The sequence below is a fragment of the Spirochaeta isovalerica genome, assembly GCF_014207565.1.
Taxonomy (GTDB): Bacteria; Spirochaetota; Spirochaetia; order DSM-2461; family DSM-2461; genus Spirochaeta_F; species Spirochaeta_F isovalerica.
On record NZ_JACHGJ010000004.1, the window covers coordinates 1 to 20,009 of the forward strand.

17 protein-coding genes are annotated in these 20,009 nt (G+C 46.6%); 3 read left to right on the plus strand and 14 right to left on the minus strand.

The features are described from left to right. The first annotated feature begins 258 nt into the window (after nt 1-258). The gene (locus tag HNR50_RS11435; protein ID WP_184746909.1) at nt 259-555 is read left to right on the plus strand and encodes a hypothetical protein; all 297 of its coding nucleotides are present in this window, start codon (nt 259-261) and stop codon (nt 553-555) included. A 136-nt stretch (nt 556-691) separates the two neighbouring features. On the opposite strand, the gene HNR50_RS11440 is transcribed toward HNR50_RS11435, so the two are convergent. The 8 genes from HNR50_RS11440 to HNR50_RS11475 form a co-directional block, all read right to left on the minus strand. Then, nucleotides 692-1,708, minus strand: a complete 1,017-nt coding sequence (locus HNR50_RS11440) for a zinc-binding alcohol dehydrogenase family protein (protein WP_184746910.1) — start codon at nt 1,706-1,708, stop codon at nt 692-694. A 16-nt stretch (nt 1,709-1,724) separates the two neighbouring features. After that, nucleotides 1,725-3,014: a TRAP transporter large permease gene (locus tag HNR50_RS11445; protein ID WP_184746911.1), complete on the minus strand. Its 1,290-nt coding sequence runs from the start codon at nt 3,012-3,014 to the stop codon at nt 1,725-1,727. Then, nucleotides 3,011-3,493 (minus strand): TRAP transporter small permease subunit, encoded by a 483-nt coding sequence (locus HNR50_RS11450; protein WP_184746912.1) that lies wholly within the window; start codon nt 3,491-3,493, stop codon nt 3,011-3,013. The genes HNR50_RS11445 and HNR50_RS11450 overlap by 4 nt, the downstream gene beginning before the upstream one ends. Before the next feature lie 71 nt (nt 3,494-3,564). Further along, nucleotides 3,565-4,575 (minus strand): TRAP transporter substrate-binding protein, encoded by a 1,011-nt coding sequence (locus HNR50_RS11455; RefSeq protein ID WP_184746913.1) that lies wholly within the window; start codon nt 4,573-4,575, stop codon nt 3,565-3,567. Between the two features lie 53 nt (nt 4,576-4,628). Next, complete coding sequence (gene yiaK, locus HNR50_RS11460) at nt 4,629-5,636, minus strand: 3-dehydro-L-gulonate 2-dehydrogenase (protein ID WP_184746914.1); 1,008 nt, start codon at nt 5,634-5,636, stop codon at nt 4,629-4,631. Next, nucleotides 5,633-6,634 carry a Gfo/Idh/MocA family protein gene (locus HNR50_RS11465; RefSeq protein WP_184746915.1) on the minus strand — a complete coding sequence of 334 codons (1,002 nt, stop codon included), beginning with the start codon at nt 6,632-6,634 and terminating at the stop codon, nt 5,633-5,635. The genes yiaK and HNR50_RS11465 overlap by 4 nt, the downstream gene beginning before the upstream one ends. Before the next feature lies 1 nt (nt 6,635). After that, nucleotides 6,636-7,112 (minus strand): NanQ anomerase/TabA/YiaL family protein, encoded by a 477-nt coding sequence (locus HNR50_RS11470; protein ID WP_184746916.1) that lies wholly within the window; start codon nt 7,110-7,112, stop codon nt 6,636-6,638. 260 nt (nt 7,113-7,372) lie between these two features. Continuing rightward, nucleotides 7,373-8,374: a LacI family DNA-binding transcriptional regulator gene (locus tag HNR50_RS11475; protein ID WP_184746917.1), complete on the minus strand. Its 1,002-nt coding sequence runs from the start codon at nt 8,372-8,374 to the stop codon at nt 7,373-7,375. Between the two features lie 145 nt (nt 8,375-8,519). Between HNR50_RS11475 and lnt the strand changes: the two genes are divergently transcribed. Next, nucleotides 8,520-10,928 carry an apolipoprotein N-acyltransferase gene (gene lnt, locus HNR50_RS11480; protein ID WP_184746918.1) on the plus strand — a complete coding sequence of 803 codons (2,409 nt, stop codon included), beginning with the start codon at nt 8,520-8,522 and terminating at the stop codon, nt 10,926-10,928. Here the strand turns inward: lnt and HNR50_RS11485 are convergent. Then, a complete protein-coding gene (locus HNR50_RS11485; RefSeq protein ID WP_184746919.1) occupies nt 10,873-12,123 on the minus strand; it encodes an aminoacetone oxidase family FAD-binding enzyme in 1,251 nt (416 codons plus the stop codon). The two genes, lnt and HNR50_RS11485, sit on opposite strands and share 56 nt — an antisense overlap. Continuing rightward, nucleotides 12,120-13,736 (minus strand): methyl-accepting chemotaxis protein, encoded by a 1,617-nt coding sequence (locus HNR50_RS11490; RefSeq protein ID WP_184746920.1) that lies wholly within the window; start codon nt 13,734-13,736, stop codon nt 12,120-12,122. The genes HNR50_RS11485 and HNR50_RS11490 overlap by 4 nt, the downstream gene beginning before the upstream one ends. Nucleotides 13,737-13,912: 176 nt before the next feature. Between HNR50_RS11490 and HNR50_RS11495 the strand changes: the two genes are divergently transcribed. After that, nucleotides 13,913-14,704, plus strand: coding sequence for a hypothetical protein (locus HNR50_RS11495; protein WP_184746921.1), 792 nt, complete (start codon nt 13,913-13,915; stop codon nt 14,702-14,704). Here HNR50_RS11495 and HNR50_RS11500 read toward each other — a convergent pair. The 4 genes from HNR50_RS11500 to HNR50_RS11515 all read right to left on the minus strand — a co-directional run bounded on the left by HNR50_RS11500 (nt 14,701) and on the right by HNR50_RS11515 (nt 19,977). Further along, the gene (locus HNR50_RS11500; protein ID WP_184746922.1) at nt 14,701-16,119 is read right to left on the minus strand and encodes a hypothetical protein; all 1,419 of its coding nucleotides are present in this window, start codon (nt 16,117-16,119) and stop codon (nt 14,701-14,703) included. The genes HNR50_RS11495 and HNR50_RS11500 overlap by 4 nt on opposite strands. Nucleotides 16,120-16,197: 78 nt before the next feature. Next, complete coding sequence (locus HNR50_RS22185; RefSeq protein ID WP_221439862.1) at nt 16,198-17,991, minus strand: methyl-accepting chemotaxis protein; 1,794 nt, start codon at nt 17,989-17,991, stop codon at nt 16,198-16,200. A 61-nt stretch (nt 17,992-18,052) separates the two neighbouring features. Then, nucleotides 18,053-19,237: a Gfo/Idh/MocA family protein gene (locus HNR50_RS11510; protein ID WP_184746923.1), complete on the minus strand. Its 1,185-nt coding sequence runs from the start codon at nt 19,235-19,237 to the stop codon at nt 18,053-18,055. A gap of 83 nt (nt 19,238-19,320) precedes the next feature. Continuing rightward, complete coding sequence (locus tag HNR50_RS11515; protein WP_184746924.1) at nt 19,321-19,977, minus strand: HAD family hydrolase; 657 nt, start codon at nt 19,975-19,977, stop codon at nt 19,321-19,323. Nucleotides 19,978-20,009 lie beyond the last annotated feature (32 nt).

Here is a 20,009-nt window from a genome sequence, read left to right on the forward strand (position 1 = left end):
GCCGTCGACTAACAGTTGGTATAGCATTAAACTATACGTGGGTAGCTGTAGAGGACTTTCACCTCATGAGCATATCGCCATGTCGGGCGTACCAAACAAATGAAATTGACATTTTCTTTGGCACACAAATTTGCTTACGCAAATTGTCTGCCAACCCTTCGGGGCGAAAAAGCAATTGATTTGGACGTTATGTAGATTGGGGGTACGATACGATATGATAATTTACAATTGCAGGCATACCATAACAGGAGTGTTTGTATGCCATTATCGGAGATGTCAATTATGGATGGTATGAGCCGATACTTTCATTTGAATGTGGCTAAAGCCTCAATGATATTGAATGATTATAATCATGTCGCCGGAATACTGGGAAATCTGATGGAGAAACTGCCCGGCTGGGAACCCGCTTTCAGGATATCAACAGAATTTGCATTCAGGATGGGAGACTATAAAGCTGCCGTGATGATAGGATCCCGGTCTTTATCTATGAAGGAACATTTCGCTACATACTACTTTTTTAGCGCTGAGCTATTATTCTCTGGATCAGCCGGATGAGGCAAATGGCCAGGTTAATTTATTCAGCTCAATAAGGTAAAACAGTTTTTAATATTATGGATAATAGCGGAAATAAATTAGTAAACCTGCTTCCCGGGCTGCGGGAAGCATTATAGCTTGAGAATGAGTAATTATATCAGAATTCCAGAACAACCTTACAGGTTTCATTCGGTTTCTCTTCCAGAGTCCGGATTGCTTCCTCCACCTCGAGAAAACTGAACTTATGGGAAATAATCTTCCGGGGATCGAACATCTCTTTCTCAATAAAATCTACGACAACAGGGAATTTATTACAGCTCAAACGGGATCCCTTAATATCGAGCTCTCGCTTGGTAACCTCCATCTGAATCAGACTGGACGCCTCCTTCAGAAATCCCAACAATACCACCCTTCCGGTCGGCATCATATTGGGAAGAATCCCCTCGATGATACTCGGATGTCCTACCGCATCGATGGCCAGAGTAATCCCTTCGATATTCTCATGCTCTTCGAGAAACGCCTCCAGAGAGCTGGTTTTACTGTTAATAACGTAGTCCGCCCCGATATTTTTAGCCCTGAAAAGTTTTTCATCAGCGATATCGGCGATAATGACAGTCGCTCCATAACTTTTAGCTGTCAGAAGTATCGTCAGACCGATCGGCCCGGCTCCTGCTACATAGACAATGTCATCTTTTGACACGGAACCTCTGGACAGGGACTGGGAAGCAATTGTAAAGGGCTCGACAAGACAAGCCACTTCCCAGGGGATATCCTTGTTGATTTTATGGCAGGAAGAAGCGGGAATAACCACGTATTCGCGGAATCCCCCGTCCCGGTGCACGCCTCTGACTTCCAGTGTCGAGCAGACGTTATACCGTCCGGATTTGCAGGCATAGCACTCGCCGCAGGTTACGATGGGATCAACGCTGACATGGTCTCCCACCGCAATATCTTTAACGGCGGGTCCGACTTCTACCACTTCCCCGGCAAACTCATGGCCGGGAATAACCGGATATTTGATGAAGGGCGATGTTCCGTGGTAGCCGTGCATATCTGATCCGCAGATCCCCCCGGCTTTCACTTTGATCAGAACTTCATCATCCTTTTGTATTTTTTCCATTTCAACTTCGGCAACCTCTATTTTATAAGGCTCCGGAATTCGTATCGCTTTCAATTTTACACCTTTACCGCTAGAACAAAGCGGGATTTATCATTTTGGGTATTCCCAGTATCACTCCCGGGAAAAGGGCTATGGTTATCAGGACGACAACGGCCACCAGGAAATAAGGCAGAACCCCTTTAAAGGATTCCGACAAGCTCAGATCGGAGATCGAGCCGGCGATCAGCAGGCAGAGCCCATAGGGCGGCGTTACCAGACCGAGGGCCAGAGTCATAACGATAATCAGACCGAGATGGGTGGGATCAACTCCCAGCGCCATGGCTCCAGGCAGAATAACAGGGACGAAGAGGATCATGGCCGGAACGGCATCCATAAAGGTTCCGATAAAGAGGAAAAACAGAATGACGATCAGGATAAAAGTTGTCTGCCCTCCGGGAAGTTCGAGAAAAAACTTCGCAGCGTATGTCGAAACATTGTAGTAGCCGAGCAGCTCGCCCAGTGCGTTGGCCGTTGCCAGAGCGAAAAGGGAGAGAGAACTGAGTTTCAATGTCTCCATAACGATATGGGGCAGATTCCTGATCTTGATCGTCTTATAGACAAACATCCCGATAAGAAGCGCGTAGACGCTGGCGAAAGCAGCCGCCTCCGTTGGAGTGTAGGCTCCTGTTACGATGCCCCCGATAATTATAACCGGAGTGAGCAGCGCGGGAAGGTTCTCGAGAAAGAGTTTTACCTTGACTTTGAATGTCGTTTTATCACTTCTGGGGAATCCCTTTTTCAGGCTGATGAAGTAGACAACGATCATCATGGACACGCCCAGAATGATACCGGGAATAATCCCGATCATGAAGAGAGCTCCTGTAGATACATTGGCGATTCCCGCGTAGACAACCATGGTGATGCTCGGAGGGATAATGCTTCCCAGCGTAGAGGAAGCCGCGGTAACGCCGACCGAGGTTCCTTTATCATAACCGTTTTCTTCCATCTGGGGGATGAGAATTTTACCCACACCCGCCGTGTCGGCCTGAGACGATCCGGAAACCCCGGCGAAAATCATGGAAACGAGTATATTGGCGTGTGCCAGCCCTCCCCTGATATGGCCGACCAGAGCGATACTCAGATCGATGAGCCGCTTGGATATAGAGCCATGGTTCATAAGATTGGCAGCCAGTATGAAAAGCGGAACGGCCAGGAGGACAAAAGAGCCGAGGCCGGTAAACATCTTCATAAAGACGACGATTCCGCTGAGATTGTCAATGAGAATTACACCGGTAAAAGCCACGACACCGATGACATAGGATATGGGGACTCCAAGAACGATGAGTCCGATAAACAAAAGGACAAGCAATACCTGTGTCATAGAGGCATACCCCCTTTTCTGTAGTTTTTAATGTGATCGAGAATATGGGTAAAACTGTAGAGAGCCGCCGTCCCGCCGAGTATGGGAACGCAGAGCCAGGTCCAGCCCATTTTTATCGGCAGATTGATCCACCGGTAGTTCCAGAATTTCTGAGTGATGATAACACCGTAATAGAGAGTCGCCAGGGAAAAGATCAGAATGATCAGAGAGATAAAAATCTTCAGGATCTCTTTCTTTTTCCCTTTGAGATGGTGAAGGAGCGAATCGAAGGCGAAATGCTTATTTTCATAAGTCATGGCTCCGGCTCCCATAAATACTGCCCAGGTAAAGGAATAGGTGCTAACCTCTCCTGTCCACATTACGGTAATCCCCAGATATCGGGAAAAAACCTGAATAACTATGGTAATAAAGAAAATAGTGATAAATGCGGCTCCCAGGCCAAGCTCGACATTTCTGATATATCTGACAAATCTTTCCACTTTTCGAATCTCCGCAAAGCGGAACAGGGGTTGCCCGGAGGTACCCCTGTTCCGCTGGTCAATCTAGAATATTATTGTCTGGCCAATTCCAGAAGGTCTTCCATTCCGTTCTGTTTAGCGTAGTCGTCCTGGATGGGAAGAGCAAGCGCTTTGAAAGCCGTAAGGTCAACTTCGTTGATCATACCGCCGTCGGCAAGGATTTTAGCTCTGGACTCGTCGAGCATTTTGTAAGTAACGGCTCTTTCTTCTTCTACGGAAGCTTTCGCCGCTTCGAGAATCCATCCCTGCTGCTCGGGAGTGAACTTGTCGAAAGCGTTCCCGTTCATAAGAAGGAGTCTTGTTGTGAAGTCATGCATTGTGAGCGAAGTGTATTTACCGTTGGGAGTTTTATGGTGCTCTTTAAGCATCATATTTGTATGGTCATTTTCAGCCGCATCAGCTGTTCCTGTGTTAAGTGCCTGGTAGAGTTCCTGCCATCCAACGCTGATGGGGTTGGCTCCGGCGTTTTTCCAGAAAAGCTGCTGTACGGGAGATCCCTGAGTTCTGATGTTCAGACCAGCCGCATCGGAAGGAACATTGATGGGTTTCTTTCCGTAAAAGTTTCTTACTCCGGAAGAGTAGTAACCGACAACTTTAAACTCGTTATTTGTCTTTTCTTTGATAAGATCTTTCATTTTGTCACCGAACTCGCCGTCGATTGCTGTTTCCCAGTCATCGAAACTGTCGAAGAGGTAGAGAAGAGAGAGAAGGTCGAATTCCTTTACACCGGTCTGGGACATGAATCCCGGAGAAGCGACTACCATATCAACTGAGTTGGTTGTCAGTTTCATAGCCAGTTCAGATTCGTTTGTTCCCAGAGTACCGGGATAAACTTCCGCTTTCATGGTTCCACCGGAAAGTCTTTCCAGCTCAGATGCAAATTTCACCAGACCGAACTGATAGGGGTTATCCAGTGATGTCTGGTTATGGGCGACACGAAGGGTGATAACCTTATCACCGGAAGCTTCCTGCTGACCGTTTCCAAAAACCGCTGCGCTGAAAACCATCAGCATAGCTAACATTGCCGTCATAAATTTGTTCATATAAATCTCCTTGTTCTTTTTATATTTACACCTTCTCCTGAAGGATTAAATATCTACATTTTTCTTATGCTTTCCCAGATATCCTCAAAAACGGGGATTCCCTCTTTGAGATTCTCCTGTCTGGTTCTGAAAGCCCGTTCTCCCGGATAAAGGATTTCACTGCCTTCATCGGCCTTTTCCGATCCCTTGATATCCTCAAGGACTTCATTGATCATGGCATCGTTGATATCGACGGAACCGGCTTTTGTCGGATCGATGGCGATGCAGACCTGGGAAACGCCGTATTCGTCATCGCTCATTTTGCCGACAGCTGTCGTCGAGTTCCCGCCGGAGAGAACAGTCGCCACCAGGTCGAGAACGATAGACAGTCCCGATCCCTTCCAGAAACCCATAGGAAGAACCCGCCATGTTTTCTCGATTTCTGCGGGATCAGTCGTCAGGTTCCCTTCCGAATCGTACCCGCCCGCGAAGGGAAGCTGTTTCCCCTTTAGCTTGGTTTCCTCGATCTTTCCGTAGGAAAACTGGGCCAGAGCCGAATCGACCACCACATGCTCGCCGTTGCTTCTGGGAACGGCGATGACCAGCGGATTGTTTCCGATCCGTCTGTCCTTCGCTCCCCAGGCCGGCATGTTAGGCATGGTATTGGTCCAGCAGATTCCGATCATTCCCGCATCAGCAGCCTGCCATCCGAAAGCTCCGCCGCGCATCCAGTGATTCGTGTTGGCGATAGCGACAATTCCCATTCCATGTTCTTTCGCCAGCTCGACAGCTCTGCTCATGGCTTTTTTCGCCGTTGTGTTACCCATGGCGAGGTTACCGTTCCATCTTTCCATGGCTCCGAATGACGCATCGACGGTCGGAGTCGCCTTGGGATCGATATACCCTTTCTCGATATAGGAGATAACCCGGGGAAAGCGGTTGATCCCATGGGAATAAACGCCATCCACACTGTTTTTAGCAAAAATTACCGCGCTCTCATGTGCCGTCTCCTGATCAAATCCTCTGGAAAGGAGAACCCGTTCGAATTCCGCCACCATGTCGTCATATTTGACTCTTTTCATTTTTCCAGTCCTTTTCTGTAGCCATCGAGGATCATGTCGGTGATTTTCACAGTATTGATAGCCTGTTCGAAATTGGCTTCGCTTTTCGCCTTGCCGATCAGTTCATTAACCACGGCCTGCTGGTAGGGCATGCTGGCATGTTCGGGCTCGGGGAACTCGAATGTCTCCGATTTGCCGTCCAGCTCCAGGGTGAATCTCTTGGCGGAAAGCCCGTCATAAGTTATCCGGCCTTTTTCTCCGACAATCTGCACTTCGTTTATATTCTTATCCGCAACGTAACACCAGGTCCCGGAACCGACAATGCCGTTCCTGAACTTGAAAGTGGCGATTACCGTGTCATCGGCTTCGTAGTATCCGCCCTGATTGGTCACAATGCCCTGCATATCTTCTATTTCTCCGAAAAACATGATCAGAACATCGAGAACATGAACGGCCATATCGAGAAATTTCCCGCCGCCGGAAATGGAGGGAATAACTCTCCAGGGCAAATGAGCCGGATCGAGCTCACTCTCTTCCACAGGCATGATCTGAGTTACATAAAGATATCGGATATCGCCGAGTATTTTCTGATCGAGCAGCTCTTTCATTTTAAGGAATTTTTCCACTCCCCTTCTGTAAAAAGCAACATAAACGGGAATATTCAACTTTTCAGAGAGCATCTTGATTTCCAGAGCCTGTTTGTAATTCAGCGCGACAGGTTTTTCTATATAGGGGATTTTCCCGGCATTAAGAATATCCAACGCATATTGATAATGGAACTTCGGAGGCGTCGCCACATAAATGATATCCACCTCCGGATCAGTCAGCAGTTCCTCTACTGTTTTATAAGCCTTCTCGACTCCATGCCTCTTGATGTAATCGAGAGTCAGGTCGTAATCGACATTGTATACACCGACCAGATTGGAGTTTTCCGATTTATAGAGTCCCGGACCGCTTTTCACTTCCGTAACCTGGCCGCAGCCGATCATGCCCCAGTTGACTTCGCTTTTGTTCAACATATTATTTATCCTCCAGAAGTTTCACATTGATCTTGTACACGATTTTTCTGATGCGGGAACTTCCATCCCTCTGACATCCCGGCCTGTGTATGTCCTCGGGAAAAAAAACACAGAAATCACCTTCTTTCATGGATACGAATGTTTCGTTCTTCACTTCTTTGTAAAAAAGTATATCTCTCTGATCGAGCAGATCTTCCGTGACCTCGTTTTCTCCTGAATCGGAAACAACGCCGATCGACTCTTTTCCTTTAAAGAGGAACTGGACATCTATGTACTTTCTGTGGATTTCCGGTTTCCTCTCTTCAGCAGGAGATGTATCAATGTCGTGTACCTGAAAGAGAATATCTCTGCCGCGGATTTCATATTCTCCGGTTTCGTAAGAACTGAAATCCGTATTTCTGAAAAACCGGATGGCATCTTCGATCACGACGGGATAAAGCCCGGCTCTCATCTCTGCCTGTATTGATGAAAAAATCATCTGAAACTCCCTTGTATAACCAACTTTCACTTTTATCGTAACCGCTTACGATTTTCATAAAAATAATGAGGGACAAGACATAGCCCTCTATCGTAACCGCTTACGGCAATAGGTAAAAAAATTGCAGTTCAAAAAACCGCCTCTCTGTAAGCGCTTACGAAGTTCCCATAATAAAAGGAACCGAAAAAACTGGTTCCGTAACCGCTTACGGTTTAATATTAGCATGGCTTATCCAGTTGTCAAGATTTATTTTTGAAAAATTATTCGATAAGATTTGTTGTTTCTTTGTGAATTAGCTCGGGTATGATTTTCACGACAGGTTCGACTTTTTTTCCCTTCAGCATGGCGTACAGAGCATCTGTGCATTTAGCTCCCAGATCATATCTTTTATTATCTATAGTGCTGATTCTTGGTGTCGATACATCAGAATAAATCGAGTTGTTGAAACCAATTATACTGATATCGTCGGGAATTTTCAGATTGAGCCTGCCGCAAGCTTTCACTCCCCCCACTGCCATAAGATCTTCACTGTAAATTGCCGCGGTAATATCGCGGTTCAGACTGAAAAGCTTCTCCGATTCAACGATGCTGACATCGATATCCGTTTTGATATGGCGTATATTGTTTTCATTATAGAGGATATTGTTTCTTTCGATTCCCTCCATAAACCCCGCTTCTTTCTCCTGGGCACTGAAAGTCACATAATCATTGACGAAAGCGATATTCCTGTGTCCTCTGGATACGAGCAAATCGACAACACCGGCGACAGCCTTCCTTTCCTCATCGACAATACCACAGACATTGGGTAGATCCAGATAACCGTTGGCGATGACGACCGGTTTACCGCTGAAATATTTTTTAATGTTTTTTCTGGTTTCTTCATTTTGAAAACGGGAGCCGATCAGAACCAGACCATCGACATTGCGGCTCGCCATAACGCGCAGATACTCTTCCTGTTTCGTATTATCGAGTCCGCAGCCGGCGATAAATGACGTATATCCGAATTTGGCGAATTCCGTTTCAATATGGAAAGCCGTATTGCTGTGATGCAGATTTCTCACATCTATGAGCAGGATACCGATCAGTTTCATGCCGCTCATGGAAAGTCCCCTGGCAAAGCTGTTGGGCAGATACCCGTGTTCATCGAGAATCTTCTGTACCCTCTCCCGCGTTTCCTGCTTCACATCATCCTTATTATTGATTACACGGGATACTGTGGCATAAGAAACACCGGCCAGTTTTGCTATGTCATATATATTCATCTTATGAGACCTCTGAGTTGATTCATGATAGCACGGGAAGGGAAAATGAGTGAAGCGCGTTTCCCGGGCAGAACCGCAAACCCTTTTTTCTCCTGTTATTTAAGTTTTAAACTGAGATTTCTGAAAAAGAGGGGTAAAATTCAGTATGCTTTTATCAAAATCCGGCAAAAGCCATCTGATCATTTCTTTTTTGGCCTTCACTGTTCTGGTTGCGGAAGTCATTCTTTCTTTTTTCGGTCCCATGGCGACATTGGACAAAACGACTGTCATCGTCTCACCGGTCTACAACTCCATAGGCAAAGACGAAACGTTTATTGACGATCTGACGAAAATTATTGAAAGCCATATGGTTAAAACCGGCTCGTACACCATAGTACGGCAGATCCGTTTCGAGGATTATTTCAACAAGCATCCCGATGAAGTTAAAGCATACCAGCCTTATTCGGATTATCTGAAGATAGCCAATGATGCGGGAATTGAAAAAATGCTTACCGTTTCTCTCTACGGCAATGAAGAAACCGGTTACAACATACATCTCGCCCTGAGAGATTGTAAATCTGAAATACTTATGGAACGCCATTCCCAGCAGTTTTTCTCACTGGAAGAGCTCGATTCTTCTACCGGTATAAATGAGGCTTTTTCCTTCAGCGCCAAAAGGGTAAGTCTCTTTGATATGGCTTATATCATTCTTCTGATTTTATTTGCCTCAGTGGTTCTCCTTCATGTCATGGGAATAAGAAGGGGGGCTCTTATAGAACTGACACTGGTGGTTAATATTGTTCTGTTTCTCTTCTCGTGGTTTTTCGCCCGTAATGCCAATATGGATTATTTTCAGAAGTTCGTCGCTACGAAAGGCCAGGTGACCATTGCCCAGGATACCTCGACTGAACAGCTTTATGCTTATATCCGCTTCGTACCGGTCTTTATCATCACATTATGGATGTACTGGAAGGACAGGAAAGAGAAAAACCTATACGCCTTTTCCCTCGGTCTGGTTATTCTTTCGGCGATTTTATACAGCCTCAGCTTTCCCAATCAACTCAGCCTTAAAGGCTTCCCCTTTCTCGCCTGGTTCGCTCTGGTACCCCTCTTTCTGGTGCTGGAAAAATCAGGTTTCAGAAAGGGGCTATTCTACGGCTCCACGTTTGGTGTACTTCAGGCAATCTTCATCAACTTCTGGCAGGGAACATACAGCTACATAGGTCTTCAGCTCGTAACCATTGGACTGCTGATCGAATACTTCTTATTCATGATTGTTCTCAATCTGGCAGTAAAAATAAGCGGAAAATGGAAGCTCCTGATCATTCCTCCCCTGTGGCTGGTCTTCGAGTATCTGAGGTCTGTCGGTTATATCGGTTATCCCTGGGGATTGATCGGGACGAGCCAGTTCGCTTTCAGTCCCTTTATTCAGCTGGCTTCAATTACGGGTATATGGGGGCTGAGCCTCGTACTCCTCTACTTTAACAGTGCCATAGCCTGGCTTGCCGATGGAAACCGGGACGCAAAAAGCCGCCGGATCTTCCCTGCTGTCATGCTGTCCCTTACTATTGTGATTACCCTCTGGGGGGGTATCAGAATCAAAGTTATTGAAAATATGGAGAATCAGGCTGATAGGACTGCAAAGATAATCGTCGTTCAGCAGAACCGCGACCCCCGGAAACACAGTTACCAGCAAAGCCTCGACTTCGCTATTGAAATGACCGATGCCGCCATCGCCGAATTGGGGACAACTCCCGATCTGGTTCTGTGGCCCGAGGGATCGTTCAAGCCCGACATCCGATGGTACAGCGATGAAAGCCGTCAGAACTACAATAACGGGAAGCTGGTTATACAGCTTGTTGACTATGTAAAAACCATCGGAACATGGCTTGTGACGGGAACCCAGGATCACATTTTCCTCCAGGAGGGAGACAAGGAAATAAGGCGCAATTTCAATTCGTCCGTTCTACTCTCCCCCGATGGTTCCATCAGCGACATCTACCACAAAATAAAACTGGTACCCTTTACGGAGCATTTTCCCTATAAGGAGGAGCTCCCGAGGATGTGGGAGTTTCTCCAGAAATTCGATACGTCCAACTGGCTTGCGGGCTGGGATTGGAAAGTTATGCAAGCCGGAGACTTGAGCATCTTTACTCCCATCTGTTTTGAAGATGCCTTTCCCGGCCACATTCGCAAATATGTCCTGGAAGGAGGCCAGTATATTGCCAACCTGAGCAACGACTACTGGTCCCTGTCTCCTGTAGAGGGGATGCAGCATGGCATAAACGGTTTGTTCCGCGCCGTGGAAAACAGGAGGCCGATGATGAGGGCCACCTGTTCGGGCTATACGGTTTATGCCGATTCAACGGGACGTATCCAGGGCGAAGTAAAGGAATTTTACGAAAAAGGCTACATTATCGCAGAGATCCCCCTTATGGAGAAACCTATGACTTTCTATACCCGATATGGAGACTGGTTGCCTGTAGGTGCTGTAATCTTCACTCTTGTTTATCTCGCGTTCAGACCGGCCTATCTTCTCTTTCTCTTCTTGCGGAGAAAGTACGGACGGCAGTAAAAGCCGTGGAGAATGCGGCCTGAATATTGTATCCCCCAGTATCGCCGTCAATATCCAGAATCTCTCCGGCAAAAAACAGACCCGGAACAACTTTGGACTCCATCGTTTTTCTGTCGACATCCCCGAGATCGATACCTCCGGCTGTTGCCATGGCAGCGGAGAAAGAAGATTTTCCGGAGACGGTCAGCGTTAAGTGGAGGAGCGAGGAAAAGAGCCTGTTCCTGTCTTTTTTCCCGACTGTATGGCACAGAGCAGCCTGATTAATCCCGAAGGATTCAAGCAGATTTTCAGCAAGAGAGGAAAATAAACCGATTGCTTTCAGGAAAGTTTTTACAGTTTTGCCTCCCCGGGCTGTCCACTCTTTCTGAAGTTCTTCCCTGAGAACCTCTCTGTTGTCACCGGGGACAAGACAGATATCCAGGACATCACCGGATCTGATAAACCGGGAATTATTGAGAATAACCGGACCGGACAAACCATTATGAGTGAAGAGAAGATCTCCCCGGCTCTGAAGATAGCGTTTCTTTTCTCCCCGATGAAAAAAATCGATCTGTATATCTCTGAGAGAACTTCCCGAGAGGGATCCGTACTTGTATGAGTCTATATACACTGATGCGAGAGCTTGTGTGGGATCAATAATTCTGTGTCCCATAGAACGGGCCAGAGCATAAGCCGCCCCATCGGAACCGGTCGATGGAAAGCTTTTTCCTCCGGCGGTTATCAGAACAAAGCGGCTGGGAAAGATTTTGTCTCCGGAAACGACTTCAAAAAATTCTCCGGCCTGTTTTATTTTCGAGACCGGACTGTTGTTTCTGTATTCCACACCTTTTATTGCAATCTCTTTCATTAGAAAATTGACTAGCGACAGGGCTTTCAGGTCGGCAGGGAATATTTTTCCATCCTCCCGGGTGATAAGAGAGAACCCCCGGTCTTCAAACCACCGGACAGCCATTTCCGGACTGAAACCGTAGAGAGATGGTTTAAGAAAATTAGCCTTGTTTCTAGCCCCGAAGTGCTGAATAAAACCATCCGGTTCATCGCAGTTGGTCAGATTGCACATACCGCCGCCGGAAATGAGAATTTTCTTTCCGGCAGTTTCCATTTTTTCGAGAAGAAGGACTTTACCCGGAGGAACGTTGGCAGCGGCAAAAAGTCCGGCAGCTCCGCCTCCGACTATAATCAGATCATAGATCAAGAAAGCTTCTCTTCAAGCAAACGGATATGTTTGATATTGTCCTGACCGATTTTGTAGATGTTTTCCGCTTCAGACCTGATATTTCTGGAATCTCCGGCAATATGATTCATACTGCTGATAATGCCTTCGGTTGCCCTGGAGATTTCATCCACACTGGATCTGCCTTTGGAAAGCTGGTCGGTAACTTCGGAAACCGATGTCTGAACGGAACTGTTGATTTCTGTGAGGTTTTCTACGGCATGGGTAATTTCCCGGGTCCCCGATGCCAGTTCAGAAAAACCATTGATAATTTCCGAAAGAGCATTATCAATCTCCCGGACTTTTTCCGAAACGGAGTGAAATTCGCTCCCCACTTTGCTGTTCATGGAAACGGCCTGATCGATCCCCTTGATGCTGCCTTCGATAATCTCTTTGATTTTCTGCGAGTTGTTACCCGCCTCTTCCGCCAGTTTCCGGATTTCCTGGGCCACAACGGCAAAACCGCGTCCAGAAGCGCCGGCATGGGCAGCTTCGATAGCGGCGTTCATTGCCAGAAGATTCGTTCTTTCGGCTATGTCGGAAATAACGGAAACGACATTGAGCATCTCGCCGGCAGACTGTTTAACCTTGTCGAAGGATTTCTGCCCGGCTTTTATCTGACCAGAGACTTCCTTCTCCGTCTCGACAAGCTCTTCGATCAGTTCCCGTCTCGATTCGGCAGTTTTCGACATCTGCACAATAGATGAAGCCATTTCCTCAACAGCCGATGCGGACTGCTCGACTGCGGAGGACTGGGTCTGGGAACCCTCTAGAACGACCTGCCCCGCCCTGTCAATCGTTTCGTGAATATTCTGGGTCGATTCGATCTGGGATTTGAGATTCTCCACAGCTTTTTCCATGGTTTCGAGATTTCCGGTTATCGTTTCCGTATGTTCAAGGGAATTTCTGGCTGAGCCGTTTAGCGACTCGCCGACGCTGATTGTTTCTTTAAGGGATTGGAAGAAAGCTTTCATACCTGTCAGCCGTTTGCTGGATTCCTCTTCCGACTCGGAAAGCTTTTCTATAATGCTTTCGGTTGAGTATACGATCATTGTCGTGAGTATGGATACTATTATTGACATCAGTAAAGGCACCATTAATAGAGTCGCAGCGCTGTTTTCCGCGGAAGCTTCTAATGTCTTTGCCAAGGGAAGAGCTTTAAAAAAATATGAGTATAATATTGCGAGGATTGCTAAGGAACTTGCAATAAGGGATTGAATGACCGACTGGCCGAGAAACCCCAAACTAACAAGAGAAGGAATTAGAAAGGCAAAGGCGATATAAGAAGAATAAAGAGAGGCCTCTTTCGTCAGAACACCGGCAACAAGACCAACGACCAATGCTGCATAAACAAAAGAAGTCGCGAGAAAGTCGATCTTTCTCTTAAATATCATCGGTATACCGGTAATCAATAACAAAGCGAAACAGCCTTCAATGAGAGCTGCGAAAATATCTTTTTCCAGAATATTCACAATAAAGCCATAAATAAAAATGGGAGAGACCGTGAAGCACACCCAGAACATGGATTTTGCGATAAACTTTTTTTTGACAGACGATTCTGAATAAACCGAATCGATAGATTGAAGAATTTTCATATTTTATCCCCAGAAGGTAACAGTTGACTATTTTTAAAATCGGTTCAATTATACCACTGCAAGTTTTGCTGTCAACATAGACAAGGAACGTATACCAAATTGTTTTTTATTTAAATTATTACCGATATAGGTGTAATATTGCATAAAATAACATTTAATTATTGGAGATTTTTCTTATGGTAAAAACCCATCATTCGATTGAAACAATATTTCTATTAATCATTCTTACAGTTTTGTCCTCAATAGCAGCTCTGTTTCCATTATGGGGCAATGGAATTTTAACAGTAGCTCTACCCATTTATCTTCTGATCACAGGAAAGCAAATGGTACCATTTGAGAGAATTAAAATTTCAACTCTTTTGATAGGTAGAGTTTTAACATTTTTAACTGCTTTGCTAGTTGTACCAGGAACCCTGCTCGTAAAATCGATTGTTGTTCTGCTTTATATAAATATTCTGGAAGCACTTATCAGTGATCTGAAAAAAAAGTCATATTTTAATGTTCTTTCCGGAGCGGCTTTATTGCTTACAACCCATATCCTATTTAGTACAGAATGGGTTACTCCTGTTATTTCGGAAAGCTATAAAATAGTGCATATTGGATATTATATAAGTACAAATGCCGGTTTGATTCCGTGGATATTAGCCTATACAATATGGAATTGGAATTTCGTTATTTTTGAATTCCCGAAATCCATAGGACGATATCATCTTGCAATTCTGGCAACCCCTATCCTTTTTTCTCTGATAACTTTAAATCCCGGTTTTTGGCTTCTCCTTAGAGGTTCAAGCTTAACCATTGGCGGCGTCATACAGATCAGTTACAAAGATAAGCTGATTACAAAACTGGATCATGATTATTACTCCAATCTCATTGATAGGGTTAAATCCAGAACAATTCAAATAATACTGATGATCATAACAATTGCTCTATGTATTTCAGCTCTTCTTTTCTCTGTTTTGTATTAGATAATATCACTGAGCAAATCCCTCAGATAGAGTTCTGAAACCTCCCGGTCGCGATAATCCTCTCCAAGCAGCTCGAGGAGACGGATTATCGCATCTTCCCGGTCCATCCCCCTGTTCTTTTCAAAGCGCCTCCAGAAATCTCTCCACCAGAAGGGAGGCTGAACTTTCAAACCGCTGTATTCGGTTACCCTTCCGGCACCGCCGCCGGTTACGAGGCTGGAGACATAATCCCCCTGGCTGTAGACCTTCCGTATCTGGTGGGCGATTTCATCAATATCGCGCTCGCTGACGATACCGTTCGAAGTGGCTTTATAGAACTGGACCGTTACTCTGACGGGAAAATCGGGATCTCTTTTTATTTTAAGTCCGTCTATTTCGATGAAAGGACCTTCCACCGGTCCGCTGCCGATTACAGCATTTTCCACATCGCTCGATTTTTCCATAGCCATAGGGACGGCGCTTTCCATGGCCGATTCTTCCATCCACCCTCCGAAAAAACCCCGTCTCTGCGGTTTCTGCTTAAGCGGGATTTGAATAAGCAGAACCATATTCAAGCCGCTTTCCCGCCCGGCTTCAGCTGATGAAGTTCCACTCTGTCCGGAGTTGTTCTCTCGAAAAAACTCGCTTTGCCGTTGGCCGGTCAGACTGGCTTTTTCACCGTTCCGATTGAAAAAGAGGCGCTGCCCCCGGAAAAATCCTCCGTCATAGGTATCTCTCACATTATCGATAATCGTGACGCTTGTACCCTCTCTGGTTGCCAGAACCGTAAGAACAGCGGGATTCTTCTCATAGGACTGATAGTTGAAGAGCACCGGGTTGAAAATGGCTTTCCCTCCTGACGGAATGGGAAGAAAGCAAGCCTGGGCGCTAACAAGAACTTTCGAGTCCCGCGGAGCCAGAAGACTGTTGGATAAACCCGGCCAGCTGTCCGGATCGGAAAGGAAGTCCCCGGGAGATTCCAGAAAATCGTATAGGGAAATCCGTTTCAGGTCTTCCCCTTTCTCGTTGCCTGTCAGGAGTGTAAAATCCCGCGGATCGAGATCGGTGCTCAGATCATCGTTGTTGGGGAAGCGAATGACGGGCATGGCCGTCACTTCAAAGAAATCGCGATTGTCCCGATCCTGCAGACCGACCTGTATAGTCATGTCGCTTATATTGGGACCGACTGAAGAATTGTAATAGCGTCCCGTATCCTCCCAGGTGACATCGACGATGTCGAGGCCGTACCGTGAGGCTAATTCGATTGCGCTCTGATCGTAAACCATATCGGCGGTGCGCTCTATTGCCTGCCGGTACTCATTGAAGGTTCGCTGATCGGCAATTGAATATTCATCTCTGTCCTGGCTGTAAAGAACGACAGATAGAACAGAAATGCCGAGAATAAATAAAACAGATTTTAAAAATAGCTCTTTCATTGGATTTCCCCTATTACAACAGTTTATACAGAGTAATACGGGAAAAAATCCAAAAAGTAACAGCTTTCCAGTAACTGTTTAATCTATTGTAAAGAACCTGACAAGATCATGAAGCATCTGAGCCTGCGCAGAAAGCTCCTCCGAAGTGGAAGCCAATTCTTCCGATGAAGCGGAGTTCTGCTGAATGACTCTGTCAAGCTGATTAATGGACGTGTTAATTTGATCAACACCGGTTTTCTGCTCCTGACTGGACGAGCTGATTTCCTGAACAAGCTCAGCGGTCTTCTGAATATCCGGAACAAGTTTTTCGATTAAATCCCCCGCTTCTCTCGCTACCTTAACAGAATTGAAGGTTAGCGTACCGATCTCACCTGCAGCCTGACCGCTTCTTTCGGCTAATTTCCTCACTTCCGAAGCAACTACGGCGAACCCCTTCCCTTGTTCACCGGCTCTGGCAGCTTCAATTGCGGCGTTAAGGGCCAGAAGATTGGTCTGCCTGGCAATCTCTTCGATTATGGAAACCTTATCGGCTATCTCATCCATGGCGCTAACTGTCTGGGCGACTGATGCACCGCTATTCTGCGCATCTTCAACAACCTTAAGTGAGATTTTTTCGGTCATTAAGGCATTGTCGTTACTGTGCTGGATATTGCTGTTCATTTCCTCCATCGAAGACGAGACTTCTTCCGCTCCGGCTGCCTGTTCGGATGCCCCCTGAGAGAGCAGCTGGGCGCTTTCACTTATCTGGTTGCTTCCAGAAGTGACATTATCCACCGATACAACGATATTTCTGATTATTTCCTGCAGTTTTTCCGACATATCCACGATAGACCCGGCAAGCAAACCTATTTCATCGTTGCGTTTTTTCATATTGAGAGAGATAGTCAGATCTCCCTCGGCAAGCCTGCCGGTAAAGGAGACAAGGTTAAGCAGCGGTTTGACGATACTACGGGCGATAAAAACAATGAGTAGTATTTGTATAGCTGTTATAATCAAGACTGTCAAAATTATCAGATTCACTGTTTTGAGAACAGGTGCGAGATACTCTTCCTCATCTATTGTAGCAGACATGTACCATCCGGAAACGGACTTGATTGACGTCGTGAACACATTGAGGATTTCACCTTCAGGTGTCGTTACACGACGAAATGCCTTTTCTCCATCATTAGACTTTTCCAGGACCTTATCGAGACCTATGAATCCGATTACTTCCGATTCCCCGATATTAAGTGACATTCTGTATTTTTCGTTTGGATGTGCAATAACAAGTCCGGTGCTGTCAACGATAAATCCGAATCCCGTATCTCCCAATTGTACAGATTCGACAATCGAAGAGAGAGTATCCAGTGTCACAGAAGCACAAAAGACGCCAACAATGTTCCCTGCATCGTCTTTCACTGCTTCAGCTATTACAAACGTCGGAATCCCCAGGGATTTCGAAATTACGGGATTACTTACGACAAGATCGGATTTTCCTGAAATAATTTCCTTGAAATAGGGTCGTTCGGCTATGTTGCCTTCCACTCCCAGACTGGTTTTGTAATACCCGTCGGTCCAGGCAAAGAAAATCATGGCAAAATCAGAATTCAGCTTATCCTGTCGGCTTATCAGATATTCGGTTGTTCCCTCGGGATCGGCTGTTCTGATAACGTTAAGATTGGAATAGATATGGATTTCATTTGTAAGCCCATCTATCCAGCGGGAGATTTCATCACTTTTGGACATGACAAGATTTTCGCTGGACCTATCTGTTATGGTACCAACCGATTCTATCGTTATAAGAATTACGACAGCGCTCAGAGTCAATATGAGGATAAGAGCCGTCCCCCCGAAACCAAGGAGCAGTCTGGCTAATATAGTTTTTATTTTCACAATTTTCCTCCGTACTGAATTTTAGATTATTCTAACGGAAGATACAATTAAACTGCTTTTATCAAGACTGAACAACCTCTTTCCAGACACTGCCTTCCCGGGTCGAATCGACAACAGCCTTGACGAATCGGACACCCATTAACCCGTCAAAGGAATCGGGAAAGGTCAAAGCCAGCGGGTCCGCTTCCGTTCCGGAAATAGCTGCGGCGATGGCTTCCGACGCATCTTTGTAAATGTTGGCGAATCCCATAGGAAAGCCCTCGGGATGGCCGGGAGCGATCCGGCTCGATCGGGCGGCAAGAGGCAGCGTACCCGGGCCGTTGGGAGTCAGGGACTGAACGGGCGCGCCTATGGGTCTGTAAGTCAGCCTCTGGGGAAATTCCTGATGCCATTCCAGCGTCCCCTTTGTCCCGCTTATCCTGAATTTCAGTGAATTCTCCACTCCGGCAGCCGCCTGGGTCACCCAATAACTGCCCCGGGCGCCTTTTTCCATTCTCAGAAGGGCGCCGGCGAAATCATCGACGATCCGCCCGGGCACTATGGCTCCCGCTTCGGCGCAGATTTGCGAAACCTCCTGTCCCGTCACATAGCGGATTATATTGTGGGCGTGTGTTCCGATATCGCCCATGACAAGCGAAGGGCCGCCTTTCTCCGGATCAAACTTCCAGGACCGGGGGCCCGTTGTTTTATCCGGCTTGCTTTCGTCAGCTTTACCGCCCTGAACATATTCAACCTGCAGCAGACGCAGATCTCCTATTTTACCGGCCTGAACCATGGCTTTGGCCTGGCGGACCATAGGATAGCCCGTGTAGTTATGAGTCAGACAGAAAACCAGTCCTGTCTCTTTCACTTTGTTGTGAAGAGCTTCCGCTTCTTCAACGGTATTGGTCATGGGTTTATCGCATATGACATGATAACCCAGTTCCAGTGCTGCCATGGCATATGTAAAATGACTGTCGTTAGGCGTCATGATAGCGACGACATCGGCTCCGTCTTCCCGTTTTTTTTCGGTTTTCAGCATGGTCGGGACATCAGCGTAAGCTCTATCATCAGGTATCCCCAGAGCTTTGCCCGCTTTTACAGCTTTTTCCGGGTTAGACGAGAGAACTGATGCGACGATTTCATAGCGGTCGTCGATTCGCGATGCCATGCGGTGCATTCCACCGATGAAAGAGCCCGGAGCTCCGCCGATAACAGCCAGTCTGAGCCGTCTGCCCAGAATTTCCACAACTTTGTTCTCATCCATCTTTTCCCCCTGCGATTTGTCGGCAATGCTTTTGCCTGTCAACCTGTCCCGGATTATATGTCTCCGCTGACTCTAATAATTGTTTATTTGAGATCCATAAAAAAATCTTTCATCTCTTCCGCTCTGTCAAAAAGTTTATCAGCGCCGTATTCGGCCAGTTCCTCCCGGGAATGAGTCCCCCAGCTGACAAGTCCGCACTTCATGCCGGCAGCTCTCGCCGCATCGAAATCGGGTTTTCCGTCTCCGATATACCAGCACTCTTCCGGTATGGCACCCATACCCGCGCAGGCCTGAAGGAGACCTGAAGGATCGGGTTTCGGCCTCGAGACATTTTCCTCACCGAGAATCACTTCGAAATCAAATGCATAGGAAAGCTGCGCCGCCGCTTTTCTGACAAAGAGACCCTGGTTGTTGGTGACCATACCCAGAGCGAAGCCGTTCTGAGCCAGTGCATCAAGGGCTTCGCTGACGCCATCATATAGCTTCAAATGGCCGATTCCCTCTTCATGCATATTCAGATAGAAATCCCGGCTCATATCCTCAAGCCGGCTCCGGTCGGTCACCCCGGTATGATAGCCGAAGCGCTCCGCTGTGGGATAGGCCATCCCTTTCTTTATTTCAGTTGGCGAGACAGCCTGGAAACCGGCTCTTTCGATGATGTTATTGGTACAGATCACGACCGCTTCGATGGAATCGACAAGCGTTCCGTCGTGATCAAAGATAATGGCGTTTCTGGTCATATCAAAAGTCTAGTCTTTTTGCCTCTTTGTGA

Excerpts from the sequence above, each read along its gene's own strand:
- HNR50_RS11500 (WP_184746922.1), bottom strand. The coding sequence starts at position 16,119 with ATGAAAGAGCTATTTTTAAAATCTGTTTTATTTATTCTCGGCATTTCT.
- lnt (WP_184746918.1), top strand. The coding sequence starts at position 8,520 with ATGCTTTTATCAAAATCCGGCAAAAGCCATCTGATCATTTCTTTTTTG.
- yiaK (WP_184746914.1), bottom strand. The coding sequence starts at position 5,636 with ATGAAAAGAGTCAAATATGACGACATGGTGGCGGAATTCGAACGGGTT.
- HNR50_RS11465 (WP_184746915.1), bottom strand. The coding sequence starts at position 6,634 with ATGTTGAACAAAAGCGAAGTCAACTGGGGCATGATCGGCTGCGGCCAG.
- HNR50_RS11445 (WP_184746911.1), bottom strand. The coding sequence starts at position 3,014 with ATGACACAGGTATTGCTTGTCCTTTTGTTTATCGGACTCATCGTTCTT.
- HNR50_RS11495 (WP_184746921.1), top strand. The coding sequence starts at position 13,913 with ATGGTAAAAACCCATCATTCGATTGAAACAATATTTCTATTAATCATT.
- HNR50_RS11475 (WP_184746917.1), bottom strand. The coding sequence starts at position 8,374 with ATGAATATATATGACATAGCAAAACTGGCCGGTGTTTCTTATGCCACA.
- HNR50_RS11455 (WP_184746913.1), bottom strand. The coding sequence starts at position 4,575 with ATGAACAAATTTATGACGGCAATGTTAGCTATGCTGATGGTTTTCAGC.
- HNR50_RS11515 (WP_184746924.1), bottom strand. The coding sequence starts at position 19,977 with ATGACCAGAAACGCCATTATCTTTGATCACGACGGAACGCTTGTCGAT.
- HNR50_RS11470 (WP_184746916.1), bottom strand. The coding sequence starts at position 7,112 with ATGATTTTTTCATCAATACAGGCAGAGATGAGAGCCGGGCTTTATCCC.
- HNR50_RS11490 (WP_184746920.1), bottom strand. The coding sequence starts at position 13,736 with ATGAAAATTCTTCAATCTATCGATTCGGTTTATTCAGAATCGTCTGTC.
- HNR50_RS11510 (WP_184746923.1), bottom strand. The coding sequence starts at position 19,237 with ATGGATGAGAACAAAGTTGTGGAAATTCTGGGCAGACGGCTCAGACTG.
- HNR50_RS11435 (WP_184746909.1), top strand. The coding sequence starts at position 259 with ATGCCATTATCGGAGATGTCAATTATGGATGGTATGAGCCGATACTTT.